Origin of the sequence: Acinetobacter sp. SH20PTE14 (genome assembly GCF_021391555.1) — a bacterium.
Taxonomy (GTDB): domain Bacteria; phylum Pseudomonadota; class Gammaproteobacteria; order Pseudomonadales; family Moraxellaceae; genus Acinetobacter; species Acinetobacter amyesii.
In genome coordinates this window covers 76099-100213 of the sequence record NZ_CP090068.1, presented here as the reverse complement: position 1 = coordinate 100213, position 24115 = coordinate 76099, and the positions used below count along the sequence as shown (strand labels likewise).

Below are 24115 nucleotides of genomic sequence, written 5' to 3'. Positions count from 1 at the left end.
AGGAGTTTTTTTGTCATATCAGGACATTTTATTGGGAGAAATAATTTCCAAAAAAATCAGGTGTGGTTCAGTTATTCATTGCTGATCATAGGTATATCTACCTATACAAATAAGTATTCTTATAAATTCTGTCAGTTTTTTTCTTATCACATTACACGATTTTGACTATTACTCCTTAGCTTTTGCCTGATAAAAGCACAGATTCATCCTTATATTTTCCTGCCATGTTTCAGGTCTAGATTAAGTCATGAGCTTAAAGACCGATAAACAAAGACTTTAGAAATTAGGGGAATGCTGTAAATGGTAAGAAAATATCTGAAAACAGTGGCATTGACCACATGTCTTTTCAGTAGTGCAAGTTTAGCGCTTGCCGCTGAAAATGGCGGAAGTGCTTATCCTGATGGAACAGAGAGTTTTTTTGGTGGAGCAATGCCACCACCTGGGATGTATCTCGTCAGTTATAACCAATACTACAACGCAGATAAATTTAAAAATGATCATCCAGTATTTGATGATTTTAAAATTGATACTTTTGCCACAGTTGCTCGTGGTGTCTATGTCAGTGACAAAACATTTTTAGGCGCGACATGGGGCATGCATGCATTCATTGTATATGCCCATGCAGATCTTACATTAGGTGGTCGTCAAGATGATCACATGGCAATGGGTGATCTCATTATCGATCCATTCTTATTGGGTTGGCATAAAGGAGATTGGCATGTAGCGACAGGTATAGACTTTTATATTCCAGTTGGCTCTTACAACAAAAATAGACTCGCGAATATTGGACGTAACTATTACACCATTCAACCAATTATCTCGACCACATACTTAAATAAACAAGGTATCGAAGTCAGTACAAAGTGGATGTACGACATCAATTTCGAGAATAAGGATACCAAATATGAATCGGGCAACGCTTTGCATGTCGATTACTTAGTCGCGAAACACATGGGACCTTTGGCGGTTGGTGTTGGTGGTTATGTACATCGTCAGATTGAAGGTGACTCAGGTGAAGGTGCTGTTTTAGGTGACTTTAAAGCTAAAGCAGCCAGCATAGGTCCGCAAGTTCGCTATCAATTCCCTAAAGGGTATGCAATCGCAGCGAAATATCAAAAAGAATTTGATGTTGAAAACCGACCAGAAGGTCAGAAGTTCGCAATTGATATCACCATCCCATTTTAAAACATTGTTACCTAAACATTAGAGCAAGCATATAGAGGTAAGGCCATGAAAATTGAGAATCAAGAATATGCAGCAGGCAGTGCTGGAGCTGTCGATTATTTAGTGGTGAATGAGTTTTCAGGCGGTATTGTGGGACCAAGCCAACGTATGCTGGGACCTTTAAAAAATGGTGGAACGTTAAAAACAGGCACACCGCCTGGCTGTTGGGGTCCAATGATTACACCTGCATTCCAAGGTGGTCATGAAGTGACACTCCCTGTCTTTATTGAAGGTGCAGAGGTAGGTGATGCTGTCGCTTTAAAGATTAAGGATATGCATGTCACTTCTACAGCAACCTCATCGGGTGTGATGCAATTTGTTGAAGGGCGTTATAAAGGCGATCCGTTTGTTGCGAAATACTGTGAAGCATGTGGTACAGAGCAACCAGCAAGTTATGTAGAAGGAATTGGTGAAGATGCGATTCACTGTAAAAACTGTGGGGCAGAAGTCAGTGCTTTTCGCTTTTCACATGGTTATGTGATTGTGTTGGATGAAGAAAACAAAGTGAGCTTGACGGTCAATCAAGAGATTGCCAACAAGTTAGCAGGCAATGCCAATGAGCTTTCTGCACTGCCTGAACATGCAGCGCAACATTCAATCTTGTCGCTTGCACGTGCTGATATGCCTGGGGTTGCTGCGCATATGCGTCCATTCCTCGGAAATATTGGTACGACACCTTCACGTGACTTACCAGACTCTCACAACTGTCACGACTTTGGTCAGTATTTGATTGATGCACCGCATAAATTCGGAATGACTGAAGAAGAACTTATCGCAGCCAAAACAGACGGTCACATGGATACCAATTCGATTCGTCCAGGCTGTATTTTGATTTGTCCTGTGAAAGTACCAGGTGCAGGTGTCTACATGGGGGATATGCATGCGCAGCAAGGCAATGGTGAAATTGCAGGACATGCCACGGACGTTTCAGGCGAAACAGAATTACAAGTGGAAGTGATTAAAGGCTTAACCATTGACGGCCCAATTTTACTTCAAGCACCAGATGACTTACCACCAATGGCACGTCCATTTACCAAGGAAGAGCGTGAAAAAGTGAAAGCTTTAGGTGCGCGTTGGGGACAAACTGAAATTGAGGAAAGTGGTCCAATCACATTTATGGGAACAGGTAAGAACCTCAATGATGCAACGGACAATGCTTTAAATCGAGCGGCAAAAGTCACAGGTTTAAGTGTGGATGAGGTCATGAACCGTTGCACCATTACAGGCTCTATCGAAATCAGCCGTTTACCAGGAATGGTACGTGCAACCTTCTTATGCCCAATGCCAATTTTAGAAAAACTGGGGATCGCAAACTTAGTTCGCGAACATTACCAACTTTAATTCATCACGTGAATGGTGGTTGATTAGCGTGTTTCAAACGCTGTTCACAAATAAGCATGAAATTTACTGAAATTAAAACTTAGAAAAGAGAACTTGAACAGGAGTGTCCTATGAACAGTAATGCAAAACTTCGTTGGGGCGATTTATATCCAGAACTTGGTATTGAGCCGATTCCAACCGAACCATGTATTTCACCAGAGATCTATCAAGAGGAAATTGAAAAGGTTTTCTCAAAAGTTTGGCTGAAAGTGGGCCGTGTAGAAGAGATACCAAAGAAAGGTGATTACAAAGTTAAACGCTTAGATTTTGCTAAAACCTCAGTCATTTTAATGCATGGCAAAGATGGTGAAATCCGTGGATTTCATAACATTTGTTCACACCGTGGCAATAAAGTTGTGGTGGAGACTGGCAATGAAACTTTTGGTTCAAATAAAGCTGCAGTCGTGACTTGCCGTTTCCATGGCTGGGTTTACGATGCTAAAGGTGATTTGGTCAGCGTGCCGGAAGAAGAAAAATTCACTTCTTGTTTTGATAAAGGTCATAACGGTTTGGCGCCTATTCGTACTCAAGTTTGGGAAGGCTTTATTTTCATCAATTTGGATAATGACGGCACTCAATCTGTTGAAGAATTCCTCGGTGATATGGGTAAACATTTAGGGGGTTACCCTTTTCATGAAATGGAAGAGTGCTTTGCCTATAACACCTTATTAAATTGTAACTGGAAAGTCGCTCATGACGCATTTGCTGAAGCCTATCACGTTACAACCATTCATGCTGGCTCTTTCCCGAATGTCTTTGCTTCAGGCCTACAGGAAGTACAGTTGTTTGGTGATCACCGTACCTGTGCAGTGTGTCTGACCAAGAATGCCAATCCAAAACCTGCTGCAGCATTGTCGGGCGAGATTACAGGTGCCTCTTTAGTCAATCACTATGAACGTGTTCAGTTACCAAAAACAGTCAATCCAAATGACCGTGATGACTTCTCTTTCGAACTGTCTGTGATTTTCCCAAACATTTTGGTGCATGTGACTGAAGGGGTGTGGTTCACCCATCAGTTCTGGCCGGTCGGTCATAACCAAACACGTTGGGAAGGTCGTTATTACATTCCTAAAGCGAAAACTTATTCGGAGCGTTGGGCACAAGAATTTGCACAAATCTTACAACGTAACGCTTGGTTAGAAGACACTGCAACAATGGAAGATACTCAAGCAGCTCTTGAATCTAAAGCGAAAAAAGTGATGCATCTCCAAGATGAAGAAATCTTGATTCGTCACGGTTACCACGTTCTTGAACAATATTTAAATCGCGCATAAGGAGAATGCACATGTCAAACATCATTTCACAATTGCCTGCTGACTTTGCAAGCTTAGAACCTTTTGTCGCGAAATGGGCTCTAGGGACATCGAAACAACGTCATGCAGCACGCTTAAATTCGACTACAGCCGAACTGCAAGCTTTTTACGATGCTATTTTGCCTGAAATGCGCAAGCTCCTTGCAGCACTTGACCAATACGCTTTAGGCACATTGCCTGAAGATCTCCATAAATTGTATTGGTTAAGCCTGAGTTTCGCTGAAGTTGCTCCACATATTGAGCTTTATAAAGGTTCAGTGGGTGTGCCGTATGCATTTGAAGAAAACCGTTTCATTTATGAAACAGGCAACATAGTTAACGTTTAAAGGAATGTCTGATGAGCCAGCACAATCTAGAACAGCGTTTGCATTATCTGGAGGCCTGCGAGGCGATTCGTGGCCTGATCGGTCGCTATGCAACAGCGGCTGATCAGCGCAACAATTCAGCCATTTTACAGCATGTATTTCACCAAAATGCCGTTTGGTGTGCTAAGGGTTTTGGGGAGTATCAAGGACGTCAAAATATTTTAGAGGCATTGTCCAATATTGCAGAGGCTCAAGTGTTATGGAGCTTACATATTATGGCCATGCCCGATATACAGCTCCTAGATCAAGACCATGCAAAGGCAACTTGGATGTTATGGGAAGTCTGTAATTTAGCCGAGGAATCAACAACAGCAGCAACAGATCAAGTTAAATCTGCAACGACCTGTTGCTTAGGTGGATTTTATAAAACAGAAGTAAGTCGGAATGAGCAGGGTGAATGGAAATTTGAACGCGTCGAATTGAATTTGACCTTCAATCAACCCTATCCGAACACAGTTAAATAGGCACTGAATCAATACGGCCTAAGGGGAATTTAAGATGAGAAAAATTGCAATTATCGGTGGTGGACAAGCAGGTTTATTACTGGCGTTCTCACTACTCGAAAACAAATATGATGTCACTTTATATGTAGATCGCCCTGCGGATGAGTTGTTACATGGTCGTATGGTCAGTACCACAATGTTTTTTGAAGGAACTTTAGAGTTAGAGCGCAGATTGGGCTTAAATTTTTGGGATGGGAAAGCGCATCGTGGTCAAGCATTGCATGTCGATTTTCGTGCACCAAACGGCGATATCATGTTACCTGTGACAGGTTTTTTACATGATAATGACGGTATTGCCATGGACCAACGAACCAAATATCACCGTTGGTTAGAGGAATATCCGCGCCGTGGTGGCAAGCTCATCATTCAAAATGTCAGTCCAGAAGATTTGGAAGTAATCACTGTTGAAAATGATCTGACGATTTTGGCAGCAGGTAAGGGCAATATCACCAGTTTATTCAAACGCAACGAATCACGCTCAGTACATCACACTCCTCCTCGCAAATTGGCTGCAGCACTCGTCGTAGGTGATGATTTATGCGGTCCAAACAGTTGGCAAGGTCAACCATCTCAGACTTTGCATTTTAATTTTGTTGCAGGTGCAGGCGAATACTTCAGTATGCCGTTCTATAGTCACACGCATGGTCCATGTCGTAGTTTCTTATTTGAATGTGTACCGAATGGTCCAATGGATATCTTCGATGATGTGACATCTGGCGAAGAAATGGTCCAACGCATGAAAGAAGCGGTTGCCAAAGTAACACCAGATCAAAGCTTCCGTATGGTCGATAATATGGAATTAAGTGATCCAAACGCATGGCTCAAAGGTGCATTCCGCCCTGAAGTTCGAGATCCTGTTGCAACCTTAGATAACGGTGCAAAAATTTGGGGGATTGGAGACACTGTCATTGTAAATGATCCAATCGCAGGACAAGGCGCAAACAATGCAACCCGTATGGTGGAGCATTATTTAGCTGCGATTTTAGCACGAGGTGATGAAGACTTTAGTGCAGATTGGATGACAGAAGTATTCGAGCAATTCTGGGAAAAGTCAGGTCGCTATACGACTGAATTCACGAATCTATTGTTAAATCCACCAAGTGAGAGCTTATTACAAGTATTAGCTGCAGCCTCACAGAACCAAGCGATTGCGGATGACTTTATGGGGCATTTCAACAACCCGTGCGGTTTCTGGCCAGCCGTAGATGGTGCAGAAGGGGCTAAAGAATATCTGTCACGTGAGGAGTTTCAACATGCAGCTGCCTGAAGTTTTGTGGCAGGACGTTGACCTAGCTGAAGCGAAAGCGCTTCGGCAGGCCTTCGGCGGTTTTGCCACTGGTGTCGCGATTGTCACTTGTCTAGATGAACAGCAACAACCTGTTGGTCTTACGATTAATTCTTTTAGCTCGGTATCTCTTGATCCTGCGCTGGTGCTCTGGAGTCTAGTCAATCATTCACCAAGCCGTACAGTTTTTGAAAATTCAGAATACTTTGCCATCAATATTCTGGGAGCCGATCAGCAAGAAATCGGACTCAATTTTGCTAAGCCAATTCCAGACAAATTCCAGCATGGGAGCTGGAATCTTGAAACTACTAAAGCACCGCTACTGGAAGGTTGCGTAGTGCAGTTTATCTGCCGCCGGGAACAGCAGATTGAAGCAGGCGATCACCAGATTTTCTTGGGGAAAATTGAACAGTGCCGACATAGCAATCAACGCCCATTACTGTTCTGCAAAGGGCAATTTACCGAATGGCCACAATACAAGGAGGTTTCATGACCAATCTGAATAATAAAGTGGTTCTGGTCACTGGGGGCGCAACTCACATTGGCCAGGCAGTAGTCAAAGAATTAAAAAGTTTGGGGGCGGACGTCATTATTGCTGATATTAACGAAACTCAAGGCAGGCAGGTGGCAGCTGAAACCCAAAGTCGTTATGAATATCTAGATCTCGCTAATGATGAAAGTATTCAAGCTTTGGTTAGTAAGCTGAATAGATTAGATATTTTAGTGAATTTGGCCTGTCTGTACGAAGATCATGGCTCACAATCTACACGTAACGATTGGCAAAATACATTTAATGTGACCGTGTTTGGTCATGCAGCTTTGGTACAGGTATGTAGACCATTGCTGCAGGCCAGCAATGATGGGGCTGTCATTAATATTAGCAGTGTTAGCGCCCGCATTGCCCAAAAAGAGCGTTGGGTTTATCCAGCCTCTAAAGCAACCTTAGAACAACTGACCAAAAGCATGGCATTGGATTTGGCTGCTGATGGTATTCGTGTTCATGCTTTATCCCTCGGATGGACCTGGTCGGTGCCGATGCAGATGATTTCAGGTAATGACCGTCCTAAAACTGATCGAGTTGCAGGCCGTTTCCATGTGCTAGGCCGTATTGCCGATGCTGAAGAAGTGGCTGAAGCCTTAAGCCTATTATGTAGCCCGAAAGCGAAACTGCTGACCGGCAGTGTGATTCATGCTGATGGCGGTTATCACACTTTGGGGCCTGAAGCGACAGATTCACCGATTGAGGAGTTAAGCAAATGAATATCAAAATGGCCAATATTGCAGAAAAATTTCTTTGCCTGACTTCCGATATTGAACAGGGTGAAGGTTTACAGGTGATTATTGAGGGATATCCGCCATTGGCGGTGTTCCACCTAGAAGATGGTGAATTCTATGTCACTGATGATACCTGTACCCATGGTGATGCTTCACTGGCTGATGGTGAAATTGATGGCTGTGAAGTGGAATGTCCGTTTCATGCCGGTGCTTTCGATATTAAAACCGGTGAGCCTTGTGGAGCACCTTGTACCATCCCGCTAAAAACCTATCAGTCTATCGTCCGCGAAGATCGGATTTATCTTGTGGAGTGATACCGATGTATAAAATCCAAATTGAAGGGCAAGGGGAATTTCATTGTGCAGCAGACGACGTGCTGCTGCGCGGCGGCCTTCGTCAAGGTCTTGGTTTACCTTACGAATGCAATGCTGGTGGCTGTGGGACTTGTAAAATAGAAGTGCTATCTGGTGAAGTAGATAATCTATGGGCTGAAGCACCTGGATTGAGCGATCGTGATAAACGTAAAGGTCGGTTACTGGCGTGTCAATGTCGTCCTAAATCGGATTGCGTGATTAAGCTTCGTTTGGATGAACAATGCACGCCTAAAATTCTGCCAAAACAACAGGCCGTCAAGCTCAAATATGTACAGCCGATTACACACGATATTTTAGAAATCCATTTGCAGTCAGAGAAACCAGCGCAGTTTATTCCAGGTCAATATGCTTTGCTTTCAGTAAACCAGCAATTATTACGTGCTTATTCGATGTCGAATTTGCCGAATGATGAAGGCATGTGGGTATTCCAGATTCGCCGTGTAGTAGATGGCAAAATGACCAATCTGCTATTTGATGAGCAACAGCGACAAAGTGCTGTGATTCAGATCGATGGCCCATATGGTTTGGCACATTTACAAGAGCAGCCACGACCAATTGTTTGTGTCGCTGGTGGTTCAGGTCTAGCACCGATGTTGGCAATTGCCCGTGGAGTCGCAGTTAATCCACAACTACAAAATCATAAGGTATGGTTCTTTCATGGTGGACGTGAACAGCGTGATCTACTGACAGAAGATCAGTTAAGGGATTGGACTGAATTAGGTTCACGCTTGAATTATGTTCCAGCAACTTCATCTGAATTGATCGAAGGTATTCGATCAGGCTTTATTCATGAAATCATTCATGATGTTTTAGGTGAGCAACTGATCCAACATGAAATATACTGTGCTGGGCCACCGCCAATGGTAAAATCTATTGAACAAATGGCGTATCAGGCAGGTATTCCACTTCAACAAGTGCATTTCGACCGTTTCTTCTAAATCCTTTATTAATCTTCAAAAAACAGGCGATAGGTTAACCCATCGCCTGTATAGTTTTATCTCGACACATCAATACCATATTTACAATTTGGGCAATGGATTCTGTACCTAACTTCTGCCGAATATGCGTGCGGTGAATTTCTACTGTTTTATGGCTGATATTCAACATTTGTGCGATATGTTTACTCGAAAGTCCATCGACCAATAAATTGATAATCTCACTTTCTCTTGGTGATAAAGATTTCAATTTAATCATCTGTTCTTGACGTTTTTCTTCTTCAATAAAGTCTTGTTCAGCAAGTTGCAGACAGGCTTGGATTTGATTAAGCATATGCTGTGGATTAAAAGGTTTTTCTAAAAAATCAAATGCCCCAGCTTTCATCGCATTGACCGACATTGGAATGTCGCCGTGACCAGTCATGAAAATGATTGGCATACGGATTTTTTGTTGATTCAATTGTTGTTGTAGTTGCAAGCCACTCATCCCTCGCATACGAATATCAAGGATTAAACATGCAGGCGTTTGCGGGCGCTGAAAATTTAGGAATTCAGTAGCACTATTGAATGTTTTAGTTTCGAGTTGCACTGAATCAAGCAACCATGTGAGTGAATTACAAATGTCTTGATCATCATCTATCACATACACAATGGGCTCGGGAACATGAGAATTAGTTAAATACATTTTGCACGCTCCTGTGCTGCTAAAGAGATATTAAAAATGGCACCAGACTCACCTTCACAGACCCATAAGTAGCCATGATGATTTTCAATAATGCTGCGGGATAGCGTCAGACCAATACCCATACTGTCTTTTTTGCTAGAATAAAATGACTCGAATAATTGTTCAGGATTTTGACCCTGTAATCCTGGGCCGTTATCAGCAATTGCGATACGGGCATGTTGGTTGTGCTCCCAAGTACGGATAAAGATGTCGCGCTTTCCTTCTGGGTTACGTTGTAAAGCATCTACAGCATTAAAGACCAAATTAATAATGACCTGACTAAATAAAGTTTCGTCGGCAGAAATATAAATAGGTGAAACGCTTAATTCATAATGTATGACACAGCCAATTTGATCTGCTTTTAAGCCTATCAGTGGATGTAGATCCTGAATCAGTTTATTTAGAGAGTGAACTTGAAAATTGGCTTCGCCCTTACGTAAAAAGCTACGCATACTGTGAATGATTTTATTGACCCGCTGGGTCTGATCTAATGCTGCATTCATAGCGTCGAGTGTTTCAGTGGTATTTGCCAAACCTTTCTGAATCCGAATAATGCTACCACCAACATAGTTGTTTAAAGCTGCAAGTGGCTGATTCAATTCATGTGCAAGTGCGGTAGCTAACTCACCCATAGTTTTGCAACGTGACATATGACCAAGTTGCTTTTCTCGAGCACGTGCTTTTTCTTCAGCCTCAATACGCTCAGTGATATCACGATAATTCACCAATATGCCCTGAATATCAGGGTGATCTAATAAGTTACGATAGGTTGCCTCGTGGTGTCGCCATTTTCCATTGTGGTGCAAGATTTTGTAATGAATCACACTAAGTGCACGTTGTTCTGTTTTTTTAAATAGAAGCTGTCTGACTTTAATACGATCATCAGGATGAATTGCAGTTAACACATTCTTATTGAGTACAAAGCGATCTCGATAACCAAGAATACCTTGTAATGATGGGCTGGCATAAAGTAGTTTGCCTTGTAAGTCGAGAATAGCAATTCCATCTCCCGAATGCTCAAGCAACATTTTGAAATATTGATCTTTAGACTGTAGAGCATATTGATACTTTTTGATTTCGCTAATATTGCGGACAAGTGCTAATAACTTAGGTTGATTTTCAATTTCAACTGTTTTTAGGCAAACTTCAACAGGAATTTGTCGTTGATCTTGAGCTTGGATGATCCACTCAAACGTAATCGCTTCGTGGCTAGCAGCCTGCTGAACCTTTTTTAAGGCATGAAAAAAATCAAAACCATGGCTATGTGCGCTGATTTTTTCTACACTCATTTTCGTTAATTCGGATTTACTGTAACCGGTGAGGTTTTCAGCTGCTTCATTTACGTCCATAAATTCGACACTGCCGATATCATGCACAAAAATAGCATCACCCGCTTTATCAAAAATGGTTTGATAATAATTTAAGCTGGTCATTATGTTCCTTACCTTGGATGGCGTCCGGCTATCTGGTAGAGGTATGTTTGATCTTCACTGATAAACACTTGTTGTTATTTTATTCGATAATGCAGCAAATTGTGCAGTAGTGCAATTAGACTTAGAGTCTTATTACATACTTTAAACAATATACAAATGCTCATTTAAGTGTTTATCTCTATCCCTATTTATTAAGCAAGGTTAGTACCATATTCACGTTTTATTTTGACTAATAAAGGTAAATAATTTTTATAATTTATAAATACAAAGAAAACTTTTAGATATAAGAAGGTATTCTCTTTTTAAAAAGACACCAAGATTACCCAGTTTGGACGTGTTCTGAGCAATTTCAATATCGATATCATTTTCGCTAACTCCCATCAAGCCAAAGGCCGTGTAGAACGCGCCAATAGAACGCTTCAGGACCGTCTGATCAAAGAGATGCGTCTAGAAGGCATCAGTTCAATTGCAGATGCCAATAAGTGGCTGCCGTGCTTTATTGAGCAATTTAATCGTAAATTCGCCAAGATGGCCTTTAATCCCAAGGATCTGCACCGGACTATCACTGAAACAGCCGAAGAATTAGATGATATTTTTACCTGGCGTGAACTCCGCAGGGTTACGAACAGCTTGACGATTACTTATGATAAATGCGTATATATCTTGGAAAACAGCGAAGAAAATCAAAGATTGGTCGGCAAGTATCTTGAGTTCCTGGAATATCCGGATGGTGCTGTAGCCATTGAATATCAGGGAAGAAAAATCAATTACAGCATCTTCGATAAATTAAGTCAGCTCAATCAACGAGAGATTGTTGAGAATAAACGTTTGGGTTCTGTGGTGGCACATATTCAACAACAGCATGAACAACTGGGACACCAAAACAAACGCAATCATTCTCAAACGATGCCACGAAGACAAGCACAGAAAACAGCGATTGAACAACGAAATCTGAATCCTGTGCTTGACTTGGAAATGTTCATATAGGACATTTCTACTTGGGAATAACAAAAAAAGCCTAGACACTGGTCTAGGCTTTAAACTTTAAAAATACATAAAAATCAGTGTAATAGATTCATTTTCAGAACTTCATATAACGTGTATCATGTTAGTTTTAGGGAAATTAAAAAGTAAAATGAACTTAAATCTAAATAATAAAAAATTTGTAAATGCTAAAAATACATCTAATGGGGAAGTATCTCACGAGACTATATTTAATTATTACCAAGTAGGTGAGCGTATAGAAGCTACCTATTCTGGTGGCAGTATTACCAATGGACATTTACTAGGTTTGATGACTTCTGAAAAAACTTTCACTATGGCGTACCACCACATCAATGAGATGAATGAATTACGTATAGGGGAGTGTAATACTGAGATTCAGATCCAAGCTAATGGGAAAATTAAGTTAATTGAAAACTGGCAATGGCGTAATGGAGACTGCTCTACAGGCGAATCAATACTTGTTGAAGTGTAAGATAGAGATACATAAAGCCCTGATTGTAGTTCAGGTGTTATTCCCAAGAAATGTCCTATATGAACATTTCCAAGTCAAGCACAGGATTCAGATTTCGTTGTTGAATCGCTGTTTTCTGTACACGTCTACTTGGCATCTTTTGAGAACGATTGCGTTTGTTTTGTTGTTCCAGTTCTTCATGCTGTTGTTGGATATGATTCAGAACAGCACCCAACCGTTTATTCTCAACAATCTCTCGCTGATTCAGCTGACTTAATTTATCGAATAGGCTGTAATTGATCTTTCGGCCATCATGCATGAGGGCTACAGTACCATCCGGGTATTCCAGGAACTCAAGATACTTACCGATCAACCTTTGATTTTCTTCGGTGTTTTCTAGGAGATATACGCATTTATCATAAGTAATCGTCAGGCTATTCGTGACTCTGCGGGGTTCACGCCAGGTAAAAATATCATCTAACTCTTCGGCTGTTTCAGTGATAGGCCGATGTAGATTCTTAGGATTAAAAGCCATCTTGGCGAACTTCTGATTGAACTGCTCAATGAAGCAGGGTAGCCAGGCATTCGCTTGCTCAATCGAACAGATGCCTTTCAGGCGCATCTCCTTGATCAGACGGTCCTGAAGGGTTCTATTCGCCCGTTCTACACGGCCTTTGGCCTGAGGTGAATTGGCGAAGATGATATCGATATTCAGGGTGCTGAGTACACGTCCAAACTGGATAATCTTGGTGTCTTTCTTGCTGCTTTGATTCACTCTAAAGACTGAATGTTTGTCGCTGTAAAACGCTAAAGGCTTACCGTGCTGTTCGACATATAAACGTGTTGAAATCATATAGTCAAAAGTTGATTCTGACTCACAGAAGCGTAAATGCTGTAATTTACCTGTGGCATCATCAATGAACACCAGTAGACAGCATTTAGCAGCGCGTCCTTCAAACCAGTCATGGTGTGAGCCATCAATTTGGATCAGTTCACCAAAGCAATCCCGGTTGTAACGAGGCTGATACAGGCGTTTCAGGTGCTTGGATCGAGGAATCCATAAGTCAGCTGCAATCATCCAGGAACGCAGGGTTTCTACTGAAAGATCGAGTCCATGTACGGTGGTGAGCTTTTCATGCGCTAAAGTGGGCCCGAAACCATGGAGTTGGTCAGAAACAATATTGAGGCATTTGAGTCTGAGTTCTTCAGGAAGTTTGGAATTGCTGATTTGGCCACGACCAGCATGGGCTAATGCAACTGGACCTTGGGCTTTTTATTTCTGCAGTAAGCGTCTGATCTGACGTTCTGAAATATGAAGTAGCTGAGCAGCATGGGATTGAGTTATGCGTTGATCGCAGATTTCCTGCAAGACCGACAATCGTTTAAGTTCTTTATCCGACATAGACACCAACATATCAAACCGTCCGCTAAGGAAATTGCAGAAGTGCATATTCTAAAAGCGGACATTTTTACTTTGGAGAAACCGGACATTTCTATTTTGGAGTGGCTTTGTTGCACAAAGATTTCATAACTATATGATTTTAAAGGTTTTGATTATTTTTTGATCCAAAATTAAATTTATTTAAATCAGATGCTTACATATTTATGCAACAAAGCCCTTTTAAGTCCTTATGGATATTCGACTTATAGAGGTAACTAAGACTTAACAGGGCTAGTTTAACTAGCCCTTTTAGTCGTGCTGAGTCCCTAAACTACAGAAAAATCACAAAAAATTCATGATTGTATTGTTATTCTTTTAGTCAGATTAAAGTCGATAAAGCTTATTCACGCTTCGTGATGATTAAAAACGAGAATGGTATGAATCAATTTTCTGAAGAGGACTTATCCAGAATTATAGAAATGGCTTGGGAAGATCGAACTCCTTTTGAAGCTATTTTATGTGAGTATGGTTTAAATGAAGCGGCGGTGATTCGCTTGATGCGGCAAAATTTGAAACACAGTAGCTTTAAAATGTGGCGTGCACGCGTGACTGGTCGAAAAACCAAACATCTGCAGCTGCGTTCACCTGATGTGATACGGGCCTATTGTTCACGCCAATACAGGCGTTTCTAAGTGTTTGATTTTGATAAATGTCTGGACTCACGTTTACATCGTTCAGAACAGTATCGTACTTTCTCCCAGCAACGGTGCCATTTTTTGCGCCAAATAAAAGGGCGCAAGCAGTGAATACATATTTTTTCAGGGAGATGCTGTTTTTTCATCGTTTATAACTCATTGATCCGGCTAAGAAGCTGCTGGGCATGGCTGATGATCTGCTGCCGATCTTTCAATTTGTCCAGCTGCCGATAGATCATGGCCATACGTGGATGGGTACGGAATATCGCTTCATGCCGGATCATGAAATACCAGTACAGGCTGTTGAACGGACAGCTGTCTGGCTCGGTACGGGTTTTGACATTGTAGCTACAGTGTTTGCAGTAATCCGACATCTTATGGATGTAATTGCCCGAAGCCGCATAGGGTTTGCTGGCCATCAAGCCGCCATCGGCATGCATTACCATGCCCAAGGTGTTCGGTAGTTCTACCCATTCATAGGCATCCGCATAGACTGCCAGATACCACTCGCTGATCTGCTGCGGGTCTACACCAGTTAATAAGGCAAAATTTCCAGTCACCATCAAACGCTGAATATGATGTGCATACGCATGCTGAAAAGTATTACGGAAACACTCAGCCATGCAGTTCATCTGAGTGCGGCCAGTCCAGTAAAATTGTGGCAACGGGGTTGAGTACTGTAGCGCATTGCGGCTGGCATACTCCGGCATGTACAGCCAGTAAATTCCGCGAACATATTCGCGCCAGCCGAGGATCTGCCTGATAAAACCTTCCACTGCATTCAGTGGTGCATGACCGTCATAGTAGGCAGCTTCTGCCGCATCACAGACTTCTTTGGGCAGTAACAGACCACAATTTAGATAAGGCGAGAGCAGGCTGTGAAACAGCATGTCTGCACCCTGAACCATTGCATCCTGATAATCTCCAAAATGCGGCAAACTGTGGGCAATGAAATGCTCCAATGAAAGCAGGGCATTGCTGCGCGTGGTGGCCCAGTGAAAATCGGCAAGACTGCCAGAGTGATGGGAAAACTCGCGTTCAACCAGTTCCAGTACATCCAGATCAATCTGATCCCGTTCAAAATGAAGTGCTGGAGGCAATGGCGGACTGCCTGACCAGGCCTTGCGATTGGCACTGTCATAGTTCCACTGTTGTCCAAGCGGCTGCTGTCCCTGTATCAAGTAGCCGGTCTGCTTGCGCATTTCCCGATAAAAATATTCCATGCGCAGCGTCTGGTAACGGCTGGCCCAGTACCGGAACTGCTCCGGATTGCAGAAAAAACGCTCATCATTCAGGCACTGTACCGACAGTTGCAGCTGCTGGCTCCAGTGCTGTTCAATCTGCTGCTGCAAGCGGTATTCTCCGCATTGGGTCATGACTAGTTCTGTGACAGGGAACAGCTGTTGCTGTCCCTGCACAAAATCCAGCAGGCTGCGAATCGGACTGCCGGACTGAAAAGCATGATAACGTACACGCCAGCCCTCGGCCTTGAGCTCTTTGGCAAAATGACGCATGGCGCTAAAAATCAGGGCAATTTTCTGCGGATGATGCGCGACATACGTGGCTTCCTCAACCACTTCGGCCATCAGGATCACATCCTGGGTACGGTCCAGCGCTTTGAGCGTAGCAAGCTGATGATGAAGCTGGTCACCTAGAATTAAACCGAAACGCATACCTATCTCAGAACCAGTGAAAGAGAGCGCAGTGTAAAGTCGAACAGTTCAATTTTTTGTGAAAATAAAGATCAACGCGCATGTTGAATCAATTCAACTCGACCAGATGATCAGCTGGCATTGCACAGGAATCATGATTGCTGCAATAAAAGACTGTCCATCTCTGTAATGCTACAGCCCATTGATGAAATTCACATTACATTATTCCTTAATGCATAGGTGGTGTGAAAATTATGTGATTTTAATCAAAAAGATACAAATTATTATGGTTGTAATTCAGGCAGCTTGCACCTAGTATCTGCTTAGAAGTTACTCCATGTAAGCTTCCTTAGTTTTGTCCCATACACTCCTATGTATGGGATTTTTTTTAATCAGTGGATGTCATGAGCATGCATTCAAAAGCATATATTTTTAGACAGCAACAATTACTAGTGGATGAGCATTTTCAGTTGCCACAGGTAGCAAGATTGCAGCATGATCTAGACCTCTCGGAAAATGGCAAGATCATTGCACGTGATCTTAAAGAAGACGAACCAGTGCCTAAAGGTTATCAATTGGTTCCGATCCGGCAACTGGTGCAAGTCTGGAGCAGACCGCAGTTTGAACAGGCCAGCCGTGCGGTACAGTTGCTAGAATGGCGCCGTAATCACCGCTTTTGCAGTAAGTGCGCTCACGCCACCCAGCAGCACGCCAGCCATTATGCCATGCTCTGTCCATCCTGTGGCTATAACCAGTATCCGCGGGTAAATCCTTGTGTGATTACCATCATTACTCGGGGTACAGATGAAATTCTGTTGGCAAAAAATGCCCGCAACAAAACCCAGATGTACAGCCTGATTGCCGGATTTGTCGAAGTGGGCGAAACCCTGGAGGAGGCGGTACGCCGTGAGACGATGGAAGAAGTGGGGCTACAAATCAAAAATATTCAATATCTAGCCAGCCAGCCGTGGCCGTTTCCCAGCAATCTGATGATGGCCTTCAAGGCAGAATATCATACAGGGGACATTCAAATTCAGGAAAATGAACTGAGCGATGCGCAGTTTTTCAAATTTGATCAGTTACCCGAAATTCCGTTCAAGGGCAGTATTGCCTATGCCATGATTCAGCATGTGATGCATGGTACCCCTGTGGCAGATGACAGCAAAGAATGGCTTTAACCCGGAAACCAGTCTAGGACTTTTTTAGCAGCACGCCTCCTGAATCACATCATTTCGTCTTCACGCTTTGTTCACATGCTGTTGAGTTATCTTAAGCCTAAAATCAAACAAGGCTAAAAAATGAAGATGCTATTCAAGTCTGTTTTGGCAGCGACAACGCTGGCGATAATCAGCTTAAGCTTTACTACGCAAGCTGAAACGGTTCCACCTCAGGCAGTCGATCAGGTAGATATCCAACGGTATGCGGGCAAGTGGTATGAAATTGCGCATCTACCGATGTATTTTCAGCGTAAGTGTGTATCCAATATCACTGCACAATATAGCGTCAATGCTAACCAGACTATGGGGGTATTAAATAGCTGCCGTATTGCCAGTGGAGAGATGATCAGCTCCGAAGGTATTGCCTATCCACAAAATGAAGGGAACAGCAAACTCAAGGTCAGCTTTTTGCCGCAAGGTTTGCGCTGGATGCCTTTTACCAAAGGTCATTATTGGGTGTTAAGAGTTGACCCGGAGTATAAAGTGACGCTAGTAGGTGGACCAAGCAGTAAATACCTGTGGATTTTGTCACGTGAACCGCAACTGGATGAAGCCACCTACCAGTCGTATCTGGAGACTGCGAAACACTATGGTTACGACATCACAAAGTTAATCAAATTACCGCATTAATCTGCTACCCTTTGGCCGAACTGCCTAGACTCTTACAGTTCGGCTTTTTTTCACTTCACATAAAATTCATATCTGGCTGATTACACTCATCAAACAGAATAAAGACAGTCGCTTAAAATTAGGATGAGTCCATGTTGAAAAGTCTAATTCGATGGATAGACAGCTGGTCTACACCCACAGCGCCCAAAACCCTGACTGCTGAAAATAGTAAAATTCAGTGGTTCAGAATTTTACCCTTTATTCTACTGCATCTGGCCTGTCTGGCAGTATTCTGGGTGGAGGTATCGTGGTTTGCACTGGGTTTCATGCTCGCATTCTACCTAATCCGCATGTTTTCCATTACGGCCTTTTTTCATCGCTATCTGTCACATAAAACTTTTCAGACTTCGCGTCCGGTGCAATTCCTGTTTGTGTTAATTGGAACTATGAGTGCACAGCGTGGTCCGCTATGGTGGGCGGCCCATCACCGTTATCACCACCGCTATACCGATACACTACAAGATCCACACTCCTCAACACATGGTTTTTGGTACAGCCACGTTGGCTGGTTTTTAAACGAATATAACTTTGCCACGCGTAAAGAAGTCATTAGAGATTGGCTGAAATATCCGGAACTGATCTGGCTGGACCGTTTCAGTTTAATTGTGGTGGTGCTGACCGCGGGCGGTATTTATGCGCTAGGGGAGTGGCTGGCTATGACCTGGCCGCAACTCGGTACCTCCGGCCTGCAATTGCTGGTCTGGGGGTTTGTGGTCTCCACTGTGTTGCTGCTCCAAGCCACTTTGTGTATTAACTCATTGGCGCATCATTATGGCAGCCGGGATTTTGACACTGAAGATCACAGCCGCAACAACTTATTTCTGTCCATCATTACCTTGGGCGAAGGCTGGCACAACAATCACCATTATTATGCCGGCAGTACACGGCAGGGTTTTTACTGGTGGCAGATTGATGTGACCTATTACCTGCTGAAACTCATGTCTTTGTTCGGGCTGGTCTGGGGACTCAAGCCCATTCCCGCACGTGTCTATGATGTCAGTAAAATTGCCCGGGTTCGAAAACAGAAAAAAGCTGCCAAGACCGGCACTCCGACTATTCATTCAAAGGAATCACCATGAAAATTGCAATTATTGGTTCAGGTATTTCCGGTCTGTACGCTGCCTGGAAACTCAGCAAAGCGCATGAAGTCATAGTCTTTGAAAAGAATAACTACTTTGGTGGTCATACCGATACCCATCAGCTGAATATCGATGGTGAACAGGTTGCGGTGGACAGTGGCTTTATTGTCTTTAATGAGCATAACTATCCGCTGTTCTGCTCGATGCTAAAAGAACTTGGGATTCAATCGCAAAGCAGTGACATGGGCTTTTCGGTGAATAATCAGGTCAGTGGCTTACAGTACAATCCTTCAAAAAAATTCTCGTTATTGTTCCGACCTCAAAACTTTTTTAATGCAGATTTTCGCGCGATGTTGTCGGATTTGTTCCGTTTCTATGCGGCCAATAAAGATCTGGGTGTGGAACAGGTCGATGCACAGCTCAGTATTGATGAGTATTTAAATCAACATGGTTATAGCGATGCCTTCCGTCAGGAACATCTCTATCCGATGTGTGGAGCGCTGTGGTCCTGTCCGGTGGAACAGGCCGGACAGATTCCCTATAAATTTGTGGTGAGCTTTTTCCAGCACCATCGCATGTTGCAACTGAAAGACCGGCCGTTATGGCTCACGGTCAAGGGTGGATCGGCTCGCTACGTTCGTGCGATTCAGTCCCAGACGAATATTATCTTCCGCAAAACGGGTGTGCTTCATGTATCCCGTAGTTCCAATGATGTACTGGTTGAAACGGCACAGGGCAGTGAGCGTTTTGACTGGGTAATCTTTGCCAGTCATGCTGACGACAGCCTGAAACTACTTAAAGATCCGACAGCGCAGGAGCTGGACGTGCTGGGCAAGTTCCGCTATCAGGCTAACCGTATGGTGGTGCATTCTGATACCCGCATCATGCCCAGATCCCGTCGCCAGTGGGCCAGCTGGCATGTACACGTCACGCCGACTCAGGTCACTGAACAGACGCCATTCCAGCACAGTGGCACACATTATGGCTTTACCTACTGGATGAACCAGTTGCAGAACCTGAACTGCAAAACCCAGGTCTTTGCCACCCTGAATCCTAATTTTGCCCTGAATCCAAAAAAAGTCTGGGTAGAACGACATTACCGTCATCCGGTGTTTGATGCCCCGGCGATTGAAGCACAGCAACGCTGGGCCGAGGTCAACGGCCAAAACCGCACCTCATATTGTGGCGCTTACTGGGGCTGGGGCTTTCATGAGGATGGGGCGCGTAGCGCATCATGGGTAATCGATCAGTTATTAAAACAGGCTGAACAGGCAGCTTAGGAGCGCATGATGCAGATGTATCCACTGGCGATAGCCACTGCTGAAATCCGGCATCGTCGTTATTTGCCCCAAGCCCATGCTTTTAAAACCCAGCTGAGCTATCTGTGGTTTGATCCAGATCAACTCGCGACGTTTACCCGAAAATCCTGGCTGTGGTCATCTAACCGCTGGAATTTCCTGACCCTAGATGAGCTCGATTTTCTGACTATGGAATGTGGCTCGATTCGGCAGAAGATTGCACGCCTGCTGATCAAGCGGGAAAACTATCTGTTACCGCATGCCGCTTCCATCCGGGTGCTGGCTTTACCGCGCACACTCGGCTTTCGTTTCAATTCCGTAGTATTTTATATGGTCTTTAGTGCGACCGACCAGTTGCTCTTTGTGCTGAGTGAAATCACCAACACACCGTGGAATGAACGACAGGTCTACATTCACGACTGCCGAAACAATGCAGACGAACATGCGCCGTACCAGAGTCACCAGTTTGACTTTAAAAAGGCCTTTCATGTGTCGCCGTTCATGCCAATGGGGTTGGATTATCGCTGGCGCTTCAGCTTTTCGGATCGGCAGAACGTGATTTATATGCAGCTGTTTGAGCAGGGAATCTTGCAATTCGATGCCACCCTGAAATTTTCCTTGCAGGCCATCACGGTTCCTTCACAGCAGCATCGCTATGCTGTACTGAAAGTTCTTGAACCCTTCAGGATGGTCAGCGGAATTTATCTGCACGCCTTTCGTTTATGGAAAAAGAAAATTCCGTTTTACCGACATCCTAAAAAAGAAAAAGGAAACACATTGCGATGAAGACACTATTCATGGGAGAGCAAAGCACACTGCCGGTGGTACTGCGCCACCTGCTGAAATTACGCCATGGTCAGCTGATTTTTAAAGGCGTCTGGAACGGGGCTGTCGGGGAAAATAGCGATTTACAGGCGGTGATACAGGTGCATGATGTCCGTCTGATGGATCTGCTGTTCCGTAATGGTGTACTGGGTGCTGCCGAAGGTTTTATCCGTGGCTACTGGAGCAGTGAAGATCTGGTCGATGTGATCCGCATTTTGGCACGTAACCGCGATGTGCTGGACCAGATGAATCAGAATGCAGTGGCCAAAGCCAGCCAGTTACTGTTAAAGGTCTGGTATAAATCGCGTAAGAATTCGATTGATGGCAGCCGCAAAAATATTGCCGAGCATTATGACCTGAGTAATGACTTTTTCAAGCTGTTCCTGGATTACAGCATGATGTATTCCAGTGCGGTGTTTAAAGAGCCGGGCATGAGCCTGGAACAGGCTTCGGATTATAAAAAAGAGCTGATTTGCCAGAAACTGCAACTCAAACCGATGGATCATTTGGTCGAAATTGGCAGCGGCTGGGGAGGCTTTGCCATTTATGCGGCTCAGCATTATGGCTGTAGGGTGACTACCATTACCATTTCCAAAGCTCAGTACGATGAAGCACTCGCCCGAGTTGCTGCAGCCGGACTGTCACATCGTGTGACTGTGCAGCTGAAAGATTACCGCTTACTGGAAGGCAAATACGACAAGCTGGTGTCGATTGAAATGATCGAAGCCGTAGGTGAGCAGTATTTATCCACCTATTTCCAGAAATGCCGTGAGCTGCTGAAACCGAATGGTCTGGCCCTGATTCAGGCCATCACCATAGAAGATGCACGCTATGCCAAAGCCCTGAATACCGTGGACTATATCAAGCGCTATATTTTCCCAGGCAGTTTTATTCCCTGTATCAGTGTCATGACCCAGACCGCTTCCGAACAAAAACTGCGTCTCAAACATCTGGAAGATATCGGCCAGAGCTATGCCCAGACCTTGCACCACTGGCGTCAGCGTTTCTTGCAGCAGCATGATCAGGTCCTGCAACTCGGCTTTGATGAGCGTTTTATCCGCATGTGGGATTTTTATCTGTGTTATTGCGAAGGTGGCTTCCGCGAAGGCGTGATCAGTGATGTACATCTGCTGTTCGAAGCCAGTGCCTACTAAGCCAAGATAAAACAGGAGGGCCGAAATGCTGCTGAACTTACTGATGCTGAATGTCTTTATCATGCTCTGTAGCTGGGTGTTGGTGACCTATAACCGTAGAGCAGGGCTGGTCGATGTCGCTTGGAGTTTCAGTATTGCCCTCAATGTGATTATTGCCGCTTGGGCGATTGACAGTGCACCGATGTTGGTTCGCTTATTTCTGGGACTGGCGAGTGGGATCTGGTTTTCACGGCTGACTTGGCATCTGTTACGGCGCTATGCCAGTGAAACCCAAGAAGACACGCGTTATGCCAACATGCGCCGAGCGATGGGGGAGTATCAGCATCTTGGTTTTCTGGTGTTTTTTATATTTCAGGCAGGATTGGCTCTACTGTTTTCTTACCCAATGCTGAAGCTGTTAAGTATCTCGACCGAGCAATGGAATGACTGGACTTTGGTCACTGTGATTGTAGCGGGCATGATCATGCTATCCGCTTTGATAGGCGAAAGCACTGCCGATCAGCAACTTTACCGTTTTAAGCTAGATCCACAGAATCAAGGTAAAACCATGGATCAGGGTTTGTGGAAATATTCGCGCCATCCGAATTATTTTTTTGAATGGCTGCATTGGTTTGCTTATCCAGTGCTCGGTCTGGCAGCAGGATGCTATGAATTATGGATTTATCCACTGCTGATGTGGCTGTTTCTGTACTACATCACCGGGATTCCCTTTAGTGAACAACAGGCGCTGGCACATCGCGGCGACAACTATAAAGACTATCAACGACGAACTTCAATGTTTATTCCGTGGCCACCCAAACAGTAGGTAAATACATGGACTTTATGATTCAACAATCTTTAAAACTGGTCGAAAGCGGCAAGCTGCCCGATTCAGTCATTCGCGCCGGCATTCGCAGCCTAAGCAAAAAACGTCTGGCACAGGAAGGACGCTTTGACCCGGCACTGGCAGCTCGGCGCTATATGGATGTGCTGCATATGCTGAAAAACAGCGAGATTGCCATCGAGACCGAAAAGGCCAATGAACAGCACTATGAACTGCCCACCGCATTTTTCCAGGCGGTGCTGGGCAAGCGTCTGAAATACAGCGCTAGCCTGTTTGAACATACTCATACCACCCTGGATCAGGCGGAAGAAGCCGCACTGGCCAGCTATTGCCAGCGTGCACAGTTAAAAGATGGACAGGATATTCTGGAAATTGGCTGTGGCTGGGGATCGTTGAGTCTGTATATGGCCGAGCATTATCCCAAGGCCCGCATTACGGTGGTGTCGAATTCCTCGACCCAGCGCCAGTATATTCAGGAACAGGCGCGTCTGAAAAAACTGCAGAACCTGACGGTGATCACCTGCGACGTCAATGTACTGCAACTGGAACCCGCGTCCTTTGACCGCGTAGTTTCGGTGGAAATGTTTGAACACGTACGTAATTACCAGAAACTGTTTGAAAATATCAGCAGCTGGCTGAAAGCGGATGGTCTGCTCTGGTGCCATATTTTCTGTCACCGTTTCCTGCATTATCCGTTTGAAGTGAAAAATGAATTCGACTGGATGTCGAAATATTTCTTTAGTGGCGGACTGATGCCGGCAGCTTCGACCTTTCTACATTTCCAGCAGCATTTGCAATTAGAGCAGCACTGGCAATGGGCCGGCACGCAGTATGAACGCACCGCAAATGCCTGGCTCGAGAACATGGACCGGAAACAGGACGAGCTGCGCCCCTTATTTGAACAGACCTATGGTGTAGATGCCGCCATCTGGTGGCAACGCTGGCGGATTTTCTTTATGGCCTGTGCCGAACTGTTCGGTTATGAGCATGGACGCGAGTGGGTGATCGGTCACTTTCTGTTTAAAAAGAAAACCGTATAATTGAATGGCGAATCG

Annotated in this window: 24 protein-coding genes and 2 pseudogenes; 21 read left to right on the top strand and 5 right to left on the bottom strand. The window is 44.2% G+C overall.

Translation table 11 applies throughout. From position 1 onward, the window contains the following. Positions 1 to 300: 300 nt before the first annotated feature. The 10 genes from LXF01_RS17000 (at position 301) to LXF01_RS16955 (ending at position 8657) form a co-directional block, all read left to right on the top strand. On the top strand, positions 301 to 1185 hold the full coding sequence (locus LXF01_RS17000; RefSeq protein WP_233945501.1) for a SphA family protein: 885 nt from the start codon (positions 301 to 303) through the stop codon (positions 1183 to 1185). A gap of 45 nt (positions 1186 to 1230) precedes the next feature. Beyond that, positions 1231 to 2565, top strand: a complete 1335-nt coding sequence (locus tag LXF01_RS16995; RefSeq protein ID WP_225530670.1) for an acetamidase/formamidase family protein — start codon at positions 1231 to 1233, stop codon at positions 2563 to 2565. 110 nt (positions 2566 to 2675) lie between these two features. Further along, positions 2676 to 3878 (top strand): aromatic ring-hydroxylating oxygenase subunit alpha, encoded by a 1203-nt coding sequence (locus LXF01_RS16990; RefSeq protein ID WP_233945500.1) that lies wholly within the window; start codon positions 2676 to 2678, stop codon positions 3876 to 3878. Positions 3879 to 3889: 11 nt separating this feature from the next. Next, the gene (locus tag LXF01_RS16985) at positions 3890 to 4243 is read left to right on the top strand and encodes a hypothetical protein (protein ID WP_180102739.1); all 354 of its coding nucleotides are present in this window, start codon (positions 3890 to 3892) and stop codon (positions 4241 to 4243) included. A gap of 11 nt (positions 4244 to 4254) precedes the next feature. Next, positions 4255 to 4746: a nuclear transport factor 2 family protein gene (locus LXF01_RS16980; RefSeq protein ID WP_180024901.1), complete on the top strand. Its 492-nt coding sequence runs from the start codon at positions 4255 to 4257 to the stop codon at positions 4744 to 4746. A gap of 34 nt (positions 4747 to 4780) precedes the next feature. Then, positions 4781 to 6052, top strand: a complete 1272-nt coding sequence (locus tag LXF01_RS16975; RefSeq protein ID WP_180024900.1) for a styrene monooxygenase/indole monooxygenase family protein — start codon at positions 4781 to 4783, stop codon at positions 6050 to 6052. Beyond that, complete coding sequence (locus tag LXF01_RS16970; RefSeq protein WP_180024911.1) at positions 6039 to 6563, top strand: flavin reductase family protein; 525 nt, start codon at positions 6039 to 6041, stop codon at positions 6561 to 6563. The genes LXF01_RS16975 and LXF01_RS16970 overlap by 14 nt, the downstream gene beginning before the upstream one ends. Further along, positions 6560 to 7330 (top strand): SDR family oxidoreductase, encoded by a 771-nt coding sequence (locus LXF01_RS16965; RefSeq protein ID WP_180024899.1) that lies wholly within the window; start codon positions 6560 to 6562, stop codon positions 7328 to 7330. The genes LXF01_RS16970 and LXF01_RS16965 overlap by 4 nt, the downstream gene beginning before the upstream one ends. After that, entirely contained in the window at positions 7327 to 7659 is a 333-nt protein-coding gene (locus LXF01_RS16960) for a non-heme iron oxygenase ferredoxin subunit (RefSeq protein WP_180024898.1), read from the top strand. Before LXF01_RS16965 ends, LXF01_RS16960 begins: the two co-directional genes overlap by 4 nt. Before the next feature lie 5 nt (positions 7660 to 7664). Next, positions 7665 to 8657, top strand: coding sequence for a 2Fe-2S iron-sulfur cluster-binding protein (locus LXF01_RS16955; RefSeq protein WP_233945581.1), 993 nt, complete (start codon positions 7665 to 7667; stop codon positions 8655 to 8657). Between the two features lie 34 nt (positions 8658 to 8691). Here LXF01_RS16955 and LXF01_RS16950 read toward each other — a convergent pair whose 3' ends face one another. Both LXF01_RS16950 and LXF01_RS16945 read right to left on the bottom strand, forming a co-directional pair. Further along, complete coding sequence (locus tag LXF01_RS16950; RefSeq protein ID WP_180079184.1) at positions 8692 to 9339, bottom strand: response regulator transcription factor; 648 nt, start codon at positions 9337 to 9339, stop codon at positions 8692 to 8694. Next, complete coding sequence (locus LXF01_RS16945) at positions 9330 to 10811, bottom strand: PAS domain S-box protein (protein WP_233945580.1); 1482 nt, start codon at positions 10809 to 10811, stop codon at positions 9330 to 9332. The genes LXF01_RS16950 and LXF01_RS16945 overlap by 10 nt, the downstream gene beginning before the upstream one ends. A gap of 306 nt (positions 10812 to 11117) precedes the next feature. On the opposite strand from LXF01_RS16945, the pseudogene LXF01_RS16940 reads away from it, so the two are divergent. Further along, positions 11118 to 11798 (top strand): annotated as a pseudogene (locus LXF01_RS16940) (ISNCY family transposase); the annotation flags it as partial. 118 nt (positions 11799 to 11916) lie between these two features. After that, positions 11917 to 12288, top strand: coding sequence for a hypothetical protein (locus tag LXF01_RS16935; RefSeq protein ID WP_227591936.1), 372 nt, complete (start codon positions 11917 to 11919; stop codon positions 12286 to 12288). Between the two features lie 55 nt (positions 12289 to 12343). Here the strand turns inward: LXF01_RS16935 and LXF01_RS16930 are convergent. Beyond that, positions 12344 to 13669 (bottom strand): annotated as a pseudogene (locus LXF01_RS16930) (ISNCY family transposase). A gap of 416 nt (positions 13670 to 14085) precedes the next feature. Here LXF01_RS16930 and LXF01_RS16925 point away from each other — a divergent pair. Beyond that, positions 14086 to 14340, top strand: a complete 255-nt coding sequence (locus tag LXF01_RS16925) for a TIGR03643 family protein (RefSeq protein ID WP_180102715.1) — start codon at positions 14086 to 14088, stop codon at positions 14338 to 14340. Here LXF01_RS16925 and LXF01_RS16920 read toward each other — a convergent pair. Both LXF01_RS16920 and LXF01_RS16915 read right to left on the bottom strand, forming a co-directional pair. Then, positions 14337 to 14489, bottom strand: a complete 153-nt coding sequence (locus tag LXF01_RS16920; protein WP_233945579.1) for a DUF2256 domain-containing protein — start codon at positions 14487 to 14489, stop codon at positions 14337 to 14339. The genes LXF01_RS16925 and LXF01_RS16920 overlap by 4 nt on opposite strands. Before the next feature lie 3 nt (positions 14490 to 14492). After that, a complete protein-coding gene (locus LXF01_RS16915; RefSeq protein WP_233945578.1) occupies positions 14493 to 16016 on the bottom strand; it encodes a cryptochrome/photolyase family protein in 1524 nt (507 codons plus the stop codon). Positions 16017 to 16399: 383 nt separating this feature from the next. Between LXF01_RS16915 and nudC the strand changes: the two genes are divergently transcribed. The 8 genes from nudC (at position 16400) to LXF01_RS16875 (ending at position 24100) form a co-directional block, all read left to right on the top strand. Next, on the top strand, positions 16400 to 17173 hold the full coding sequence (nudC, locus tag LXF01_RS16910) for an NAD(+) diphosphatase (RefSeq protein WP_233945577.1): 774 nt from the start codon (positions 16400 to 16402) through the stop codon (positions 17171 to 17173). A gap of 120 nt (positions 17174 to 17293) precedes the next feature. Next, positions 17294 to 17842 carry a lipocalin family protein gene (locus LXF01_RS16905; protein ID WP_233945576.1) on the top strand — a complete coding sequence of 183 codons (549 nt, stop codon included), beginning with the start codon at positions 17294 to 17296 and terminating at the stop codon, positions 17840 to 17842. A gap of 131 nt (positions 17843 to 17973) precedes the next feature. Further along, on the top strand, positions 17974 to 18960 hold the full coding sequence (locus LXF01_RS16900; RefSeq protein ID WP_233945575.1) for an acyl-CoA desaturase: 987 nt from the start codon (positions 17974 to 17976) through the stop codon (positions 18958 to 18960). Then, positions 18957 to 20240, top strand: coding sequence for an NAD(P)/FAD-dependent oxidoreductase (locus tag LXF01_RS16895; RefSeq protein ID WP_233945574.1), 1284 nt, complete (start codon positions 18957 to 18959; stop codon positions 20238 to 20240). Before LXF01_RS16900 ends, LXF01_RS16895 begins: the two co-directional genes overlap by 4 nt. A gap of 9 nt (positions 20241 to 20249) precedes the next feature. Continuing rightward, positions 20250 to 21044, top strand: coding sequence for a DUF1365 domain-containing protein (locus LXF01_RS16890; RefSeq protein ID WP_104851845.1), 795 nt, complete (start codon positions 20250 to 20252; stop codon positions 21042 to 21044). Continuing rightward, positions 21041 to 22237 (top strand): SAM-dependent methyltransferase, encoded by a 1197-nt coding sequence (locus LXF01_RS16885; RefSeq protein WP_233945573.1) that lies wholly within the window; start codon positions 21041 to 21043, stop codon positions 22235 to 22237. The genes LXF01_RS16890 and LXF01_RS16885 overlap by 4 nt, the downstream gene beginning before the upstream one ends. Positions 22238 to 22262: 25 nt before the next feature. Continuing rightward, positions 22263 to 23042 carry a DUF1295 domain-containing protein gene (locus LXF01_RS16880; RefSeq protein WP_233945572.1) on the top strand — a complete coding sequence of 260 codons (780 nt, stop codon included), beginning with the start codon at positions 22263 to 22265 and terminating at the stop codon, positions 23040 to 23042. Between the two features lie 8 nt (positions 23043 to 23050). Then, on the top strand, positions 23051 to 24100 hold the full coding sequence (locus LXF01_RS16875; RefSeq protein ID WP_180110279.1) for an SAM-dependent methyltransferase: 1050 nt from the start codon (positions 23051 to 23053) through the stop codon (positions 24098 to 24100). The last annotated feature ends 15 nt before the right edge of the window (positions 24101 to 24115 follow it).

What these genes read in the sequence shown, in the direction of transcription:
- LXF01_RS17000 (WP_233945501.1), top strand. Translation starts at nt 301, where the DNA reads ATGGTAAGAAAATATCTGAAAACAGTGGCATTGACCACATGTCTTTTC.
- LXF01_RS16995 (WP_225530670.1), top strand. Translation starts at nt 1,231, where the DNA reads ATGAAAATTGAGAATCAAGAATATGCAGCAGGCAGTGCTGGAGCTGTC.
- LXF01_RS16990 (WP_233945500.1), top strand. Translation starts at nt 2,676, where the DNA reads ATGAACAGTAATGCAAAACTTCGTTGGGGCGATTTATATCCAGAACTT.
- LXF01_RS16985 (WP_180102739.1), top strand. Translation starts at nt 3,890, where the DNA reads ATGTCAAACATCATTTCACAATTGCCTGCTGACTTTGCAAGCTTAGAA.
- LXF01_RS16980 (WP_180024901.1), top strand. Translation starts at nt 4,255, where the DNA reads ATGAGCCAGCACAATCTAGAACAGCGTTTGCATTATCTGGAGGCCTGC.
- LXF01_RS16975 (WP_180024900.1), top strand. Translation starts at nt 4,781, where the DNA reads ATGAGAAAAATTGCAATTATCGGTGGTGGACAAGCAGGTTTATTACTG.
- LXF01_RS16970 (WP_180024911.1), top strand. Translation starts at nt 6,039, where the DNA reads ATGCAGCTGCCTGAAGTTTTGTGGCAGGACGTTGACCTAGCTGAAGCG.
- LXF01_RS16965 (WP_180024899.1), top strand. Translation starts at nt 6,560, where the DNA reads ATGACCAATCTGAATAATAAAGTGGTTCTGGTCACTGGGGGCGCAACT.
- LXF01_RS16960 (WP_180024898.1), top strand. Translation starts at nt 7,327, where the DNA reads ATGAATATCAAAATGGCCAATATTGCAGAAAAATTTCTTTGCCTGACT.
- LXF01_RS16955 (WP_233945581.1), top strand. Translation starts at nt 7,665, where the DNA reads ATGTATAAAATCCAAATTGAAGGGCAAGGGGAATTTCATTGTGCAGCA.
- LXF01_RS16950 (WP_180079184.1), bottom strand. Translation starts at nt 9,339, where the DNA reads ATGTATTTAACTAATTCTCATGTTCCCGAGCCCATTGTGTATGTGATA.
- LXF01_RS16945 (WP_233945580.1), bottom strand. Translation starts at nt 10,811, where the DNA reads ATGACCAGCTTAAATTATTATCAAACCATTTTTGATAAAGCGGGTGAT.
- LXF01_RS16935 (WP_227591936.1), top strand. Translation starts at nt 11,917, where the DNA reads ATGTTAGTTTTAGGGAAATTAAAAAGTAAAATGAACTTAAATCTAAAT.
- LXF01_RS16925 (WP_180102715.1), top strand. Translation starts at nt 14,086, where the DNA reads ATGAATCAATTTTCTGAAGAGGACTTATCCAGAATTATAGAAATGGCT.
- LXF01_RS16920 (WP_233945579.1), bottom strand. Translation starts at nt 14,489, where the DNA reads ATGAAAAAACAGCATCTCCCTGAAAAAATATGTATTCACTGCTTGCGC.
- LXF01_RS16915 (WP_233945578.1), bottom strand. Translation starts at nt 16,016, where the DNA reads ATGCGTTTCGGTTTAATTCTAGGTGACCAGCTTCATCATCAGCTTGCT.
- nudC (WP_233945577.1), top strand. Translation starts at nt 16,400, where the DNA reads ATGAGCATGCATTCAAAAGCATATATTTTTAGACAGCAACAATTACTA.
- LXF01_RS16905 (WP_233945576.1), top strand. Translation starts at nt 17,294, where the DNA reads ATGAAGATGCTATTCAAGTCTGTTTTGGCAGCGACAACGCTGGCGATA.
- LXF01_RS16900 (WP_233945575.1), top strand. Translation starts at nt 17,974, where the DNA reads ATGTTGAAAAGTCTAATTCGATGGATAGACAGCTGGTCTACACCCACA.
- LXF01_RS16895 (WP_233945574.1), top strand. Translation starts at nt 18,957, where the DNA reads ATGAAAATTGCAATTATTGGTTCAGGTATTTCCGGTCTGTACGCTGCC.
- LXF01_RS16890 (WP_104851845.1), top strand. Translation starts at nt 20,250, where the DNA reads ATGCAGATGTATCCACTGGCGATAGCCACTGCTGAAATCCGGCATCGT.
- LXF01_RS16885 (WP_233945573.1), top strand. Translation starts at nt 21,041, where the DNA reads ATGAAGACACTATTCATGGGAGAGCAAAGCACACTGCCGGTGGTACTG.
- LXF01_RS16880 (WP_233945572.1), top strand. Translation starts at nt 22,263, where the DNA reads ATGCTGCTGAACTTACTGATGCTGAATGTCTTTATCATGCTCTGTAGC.
- LXF01_RS16875 (WP_180110279.1), top strand. Translation starts at nt 23,051, where the DNA reads ATGGACTTTATGATTCAACAATCTTTAAAACTGGTCGAAAGCGGCAAG.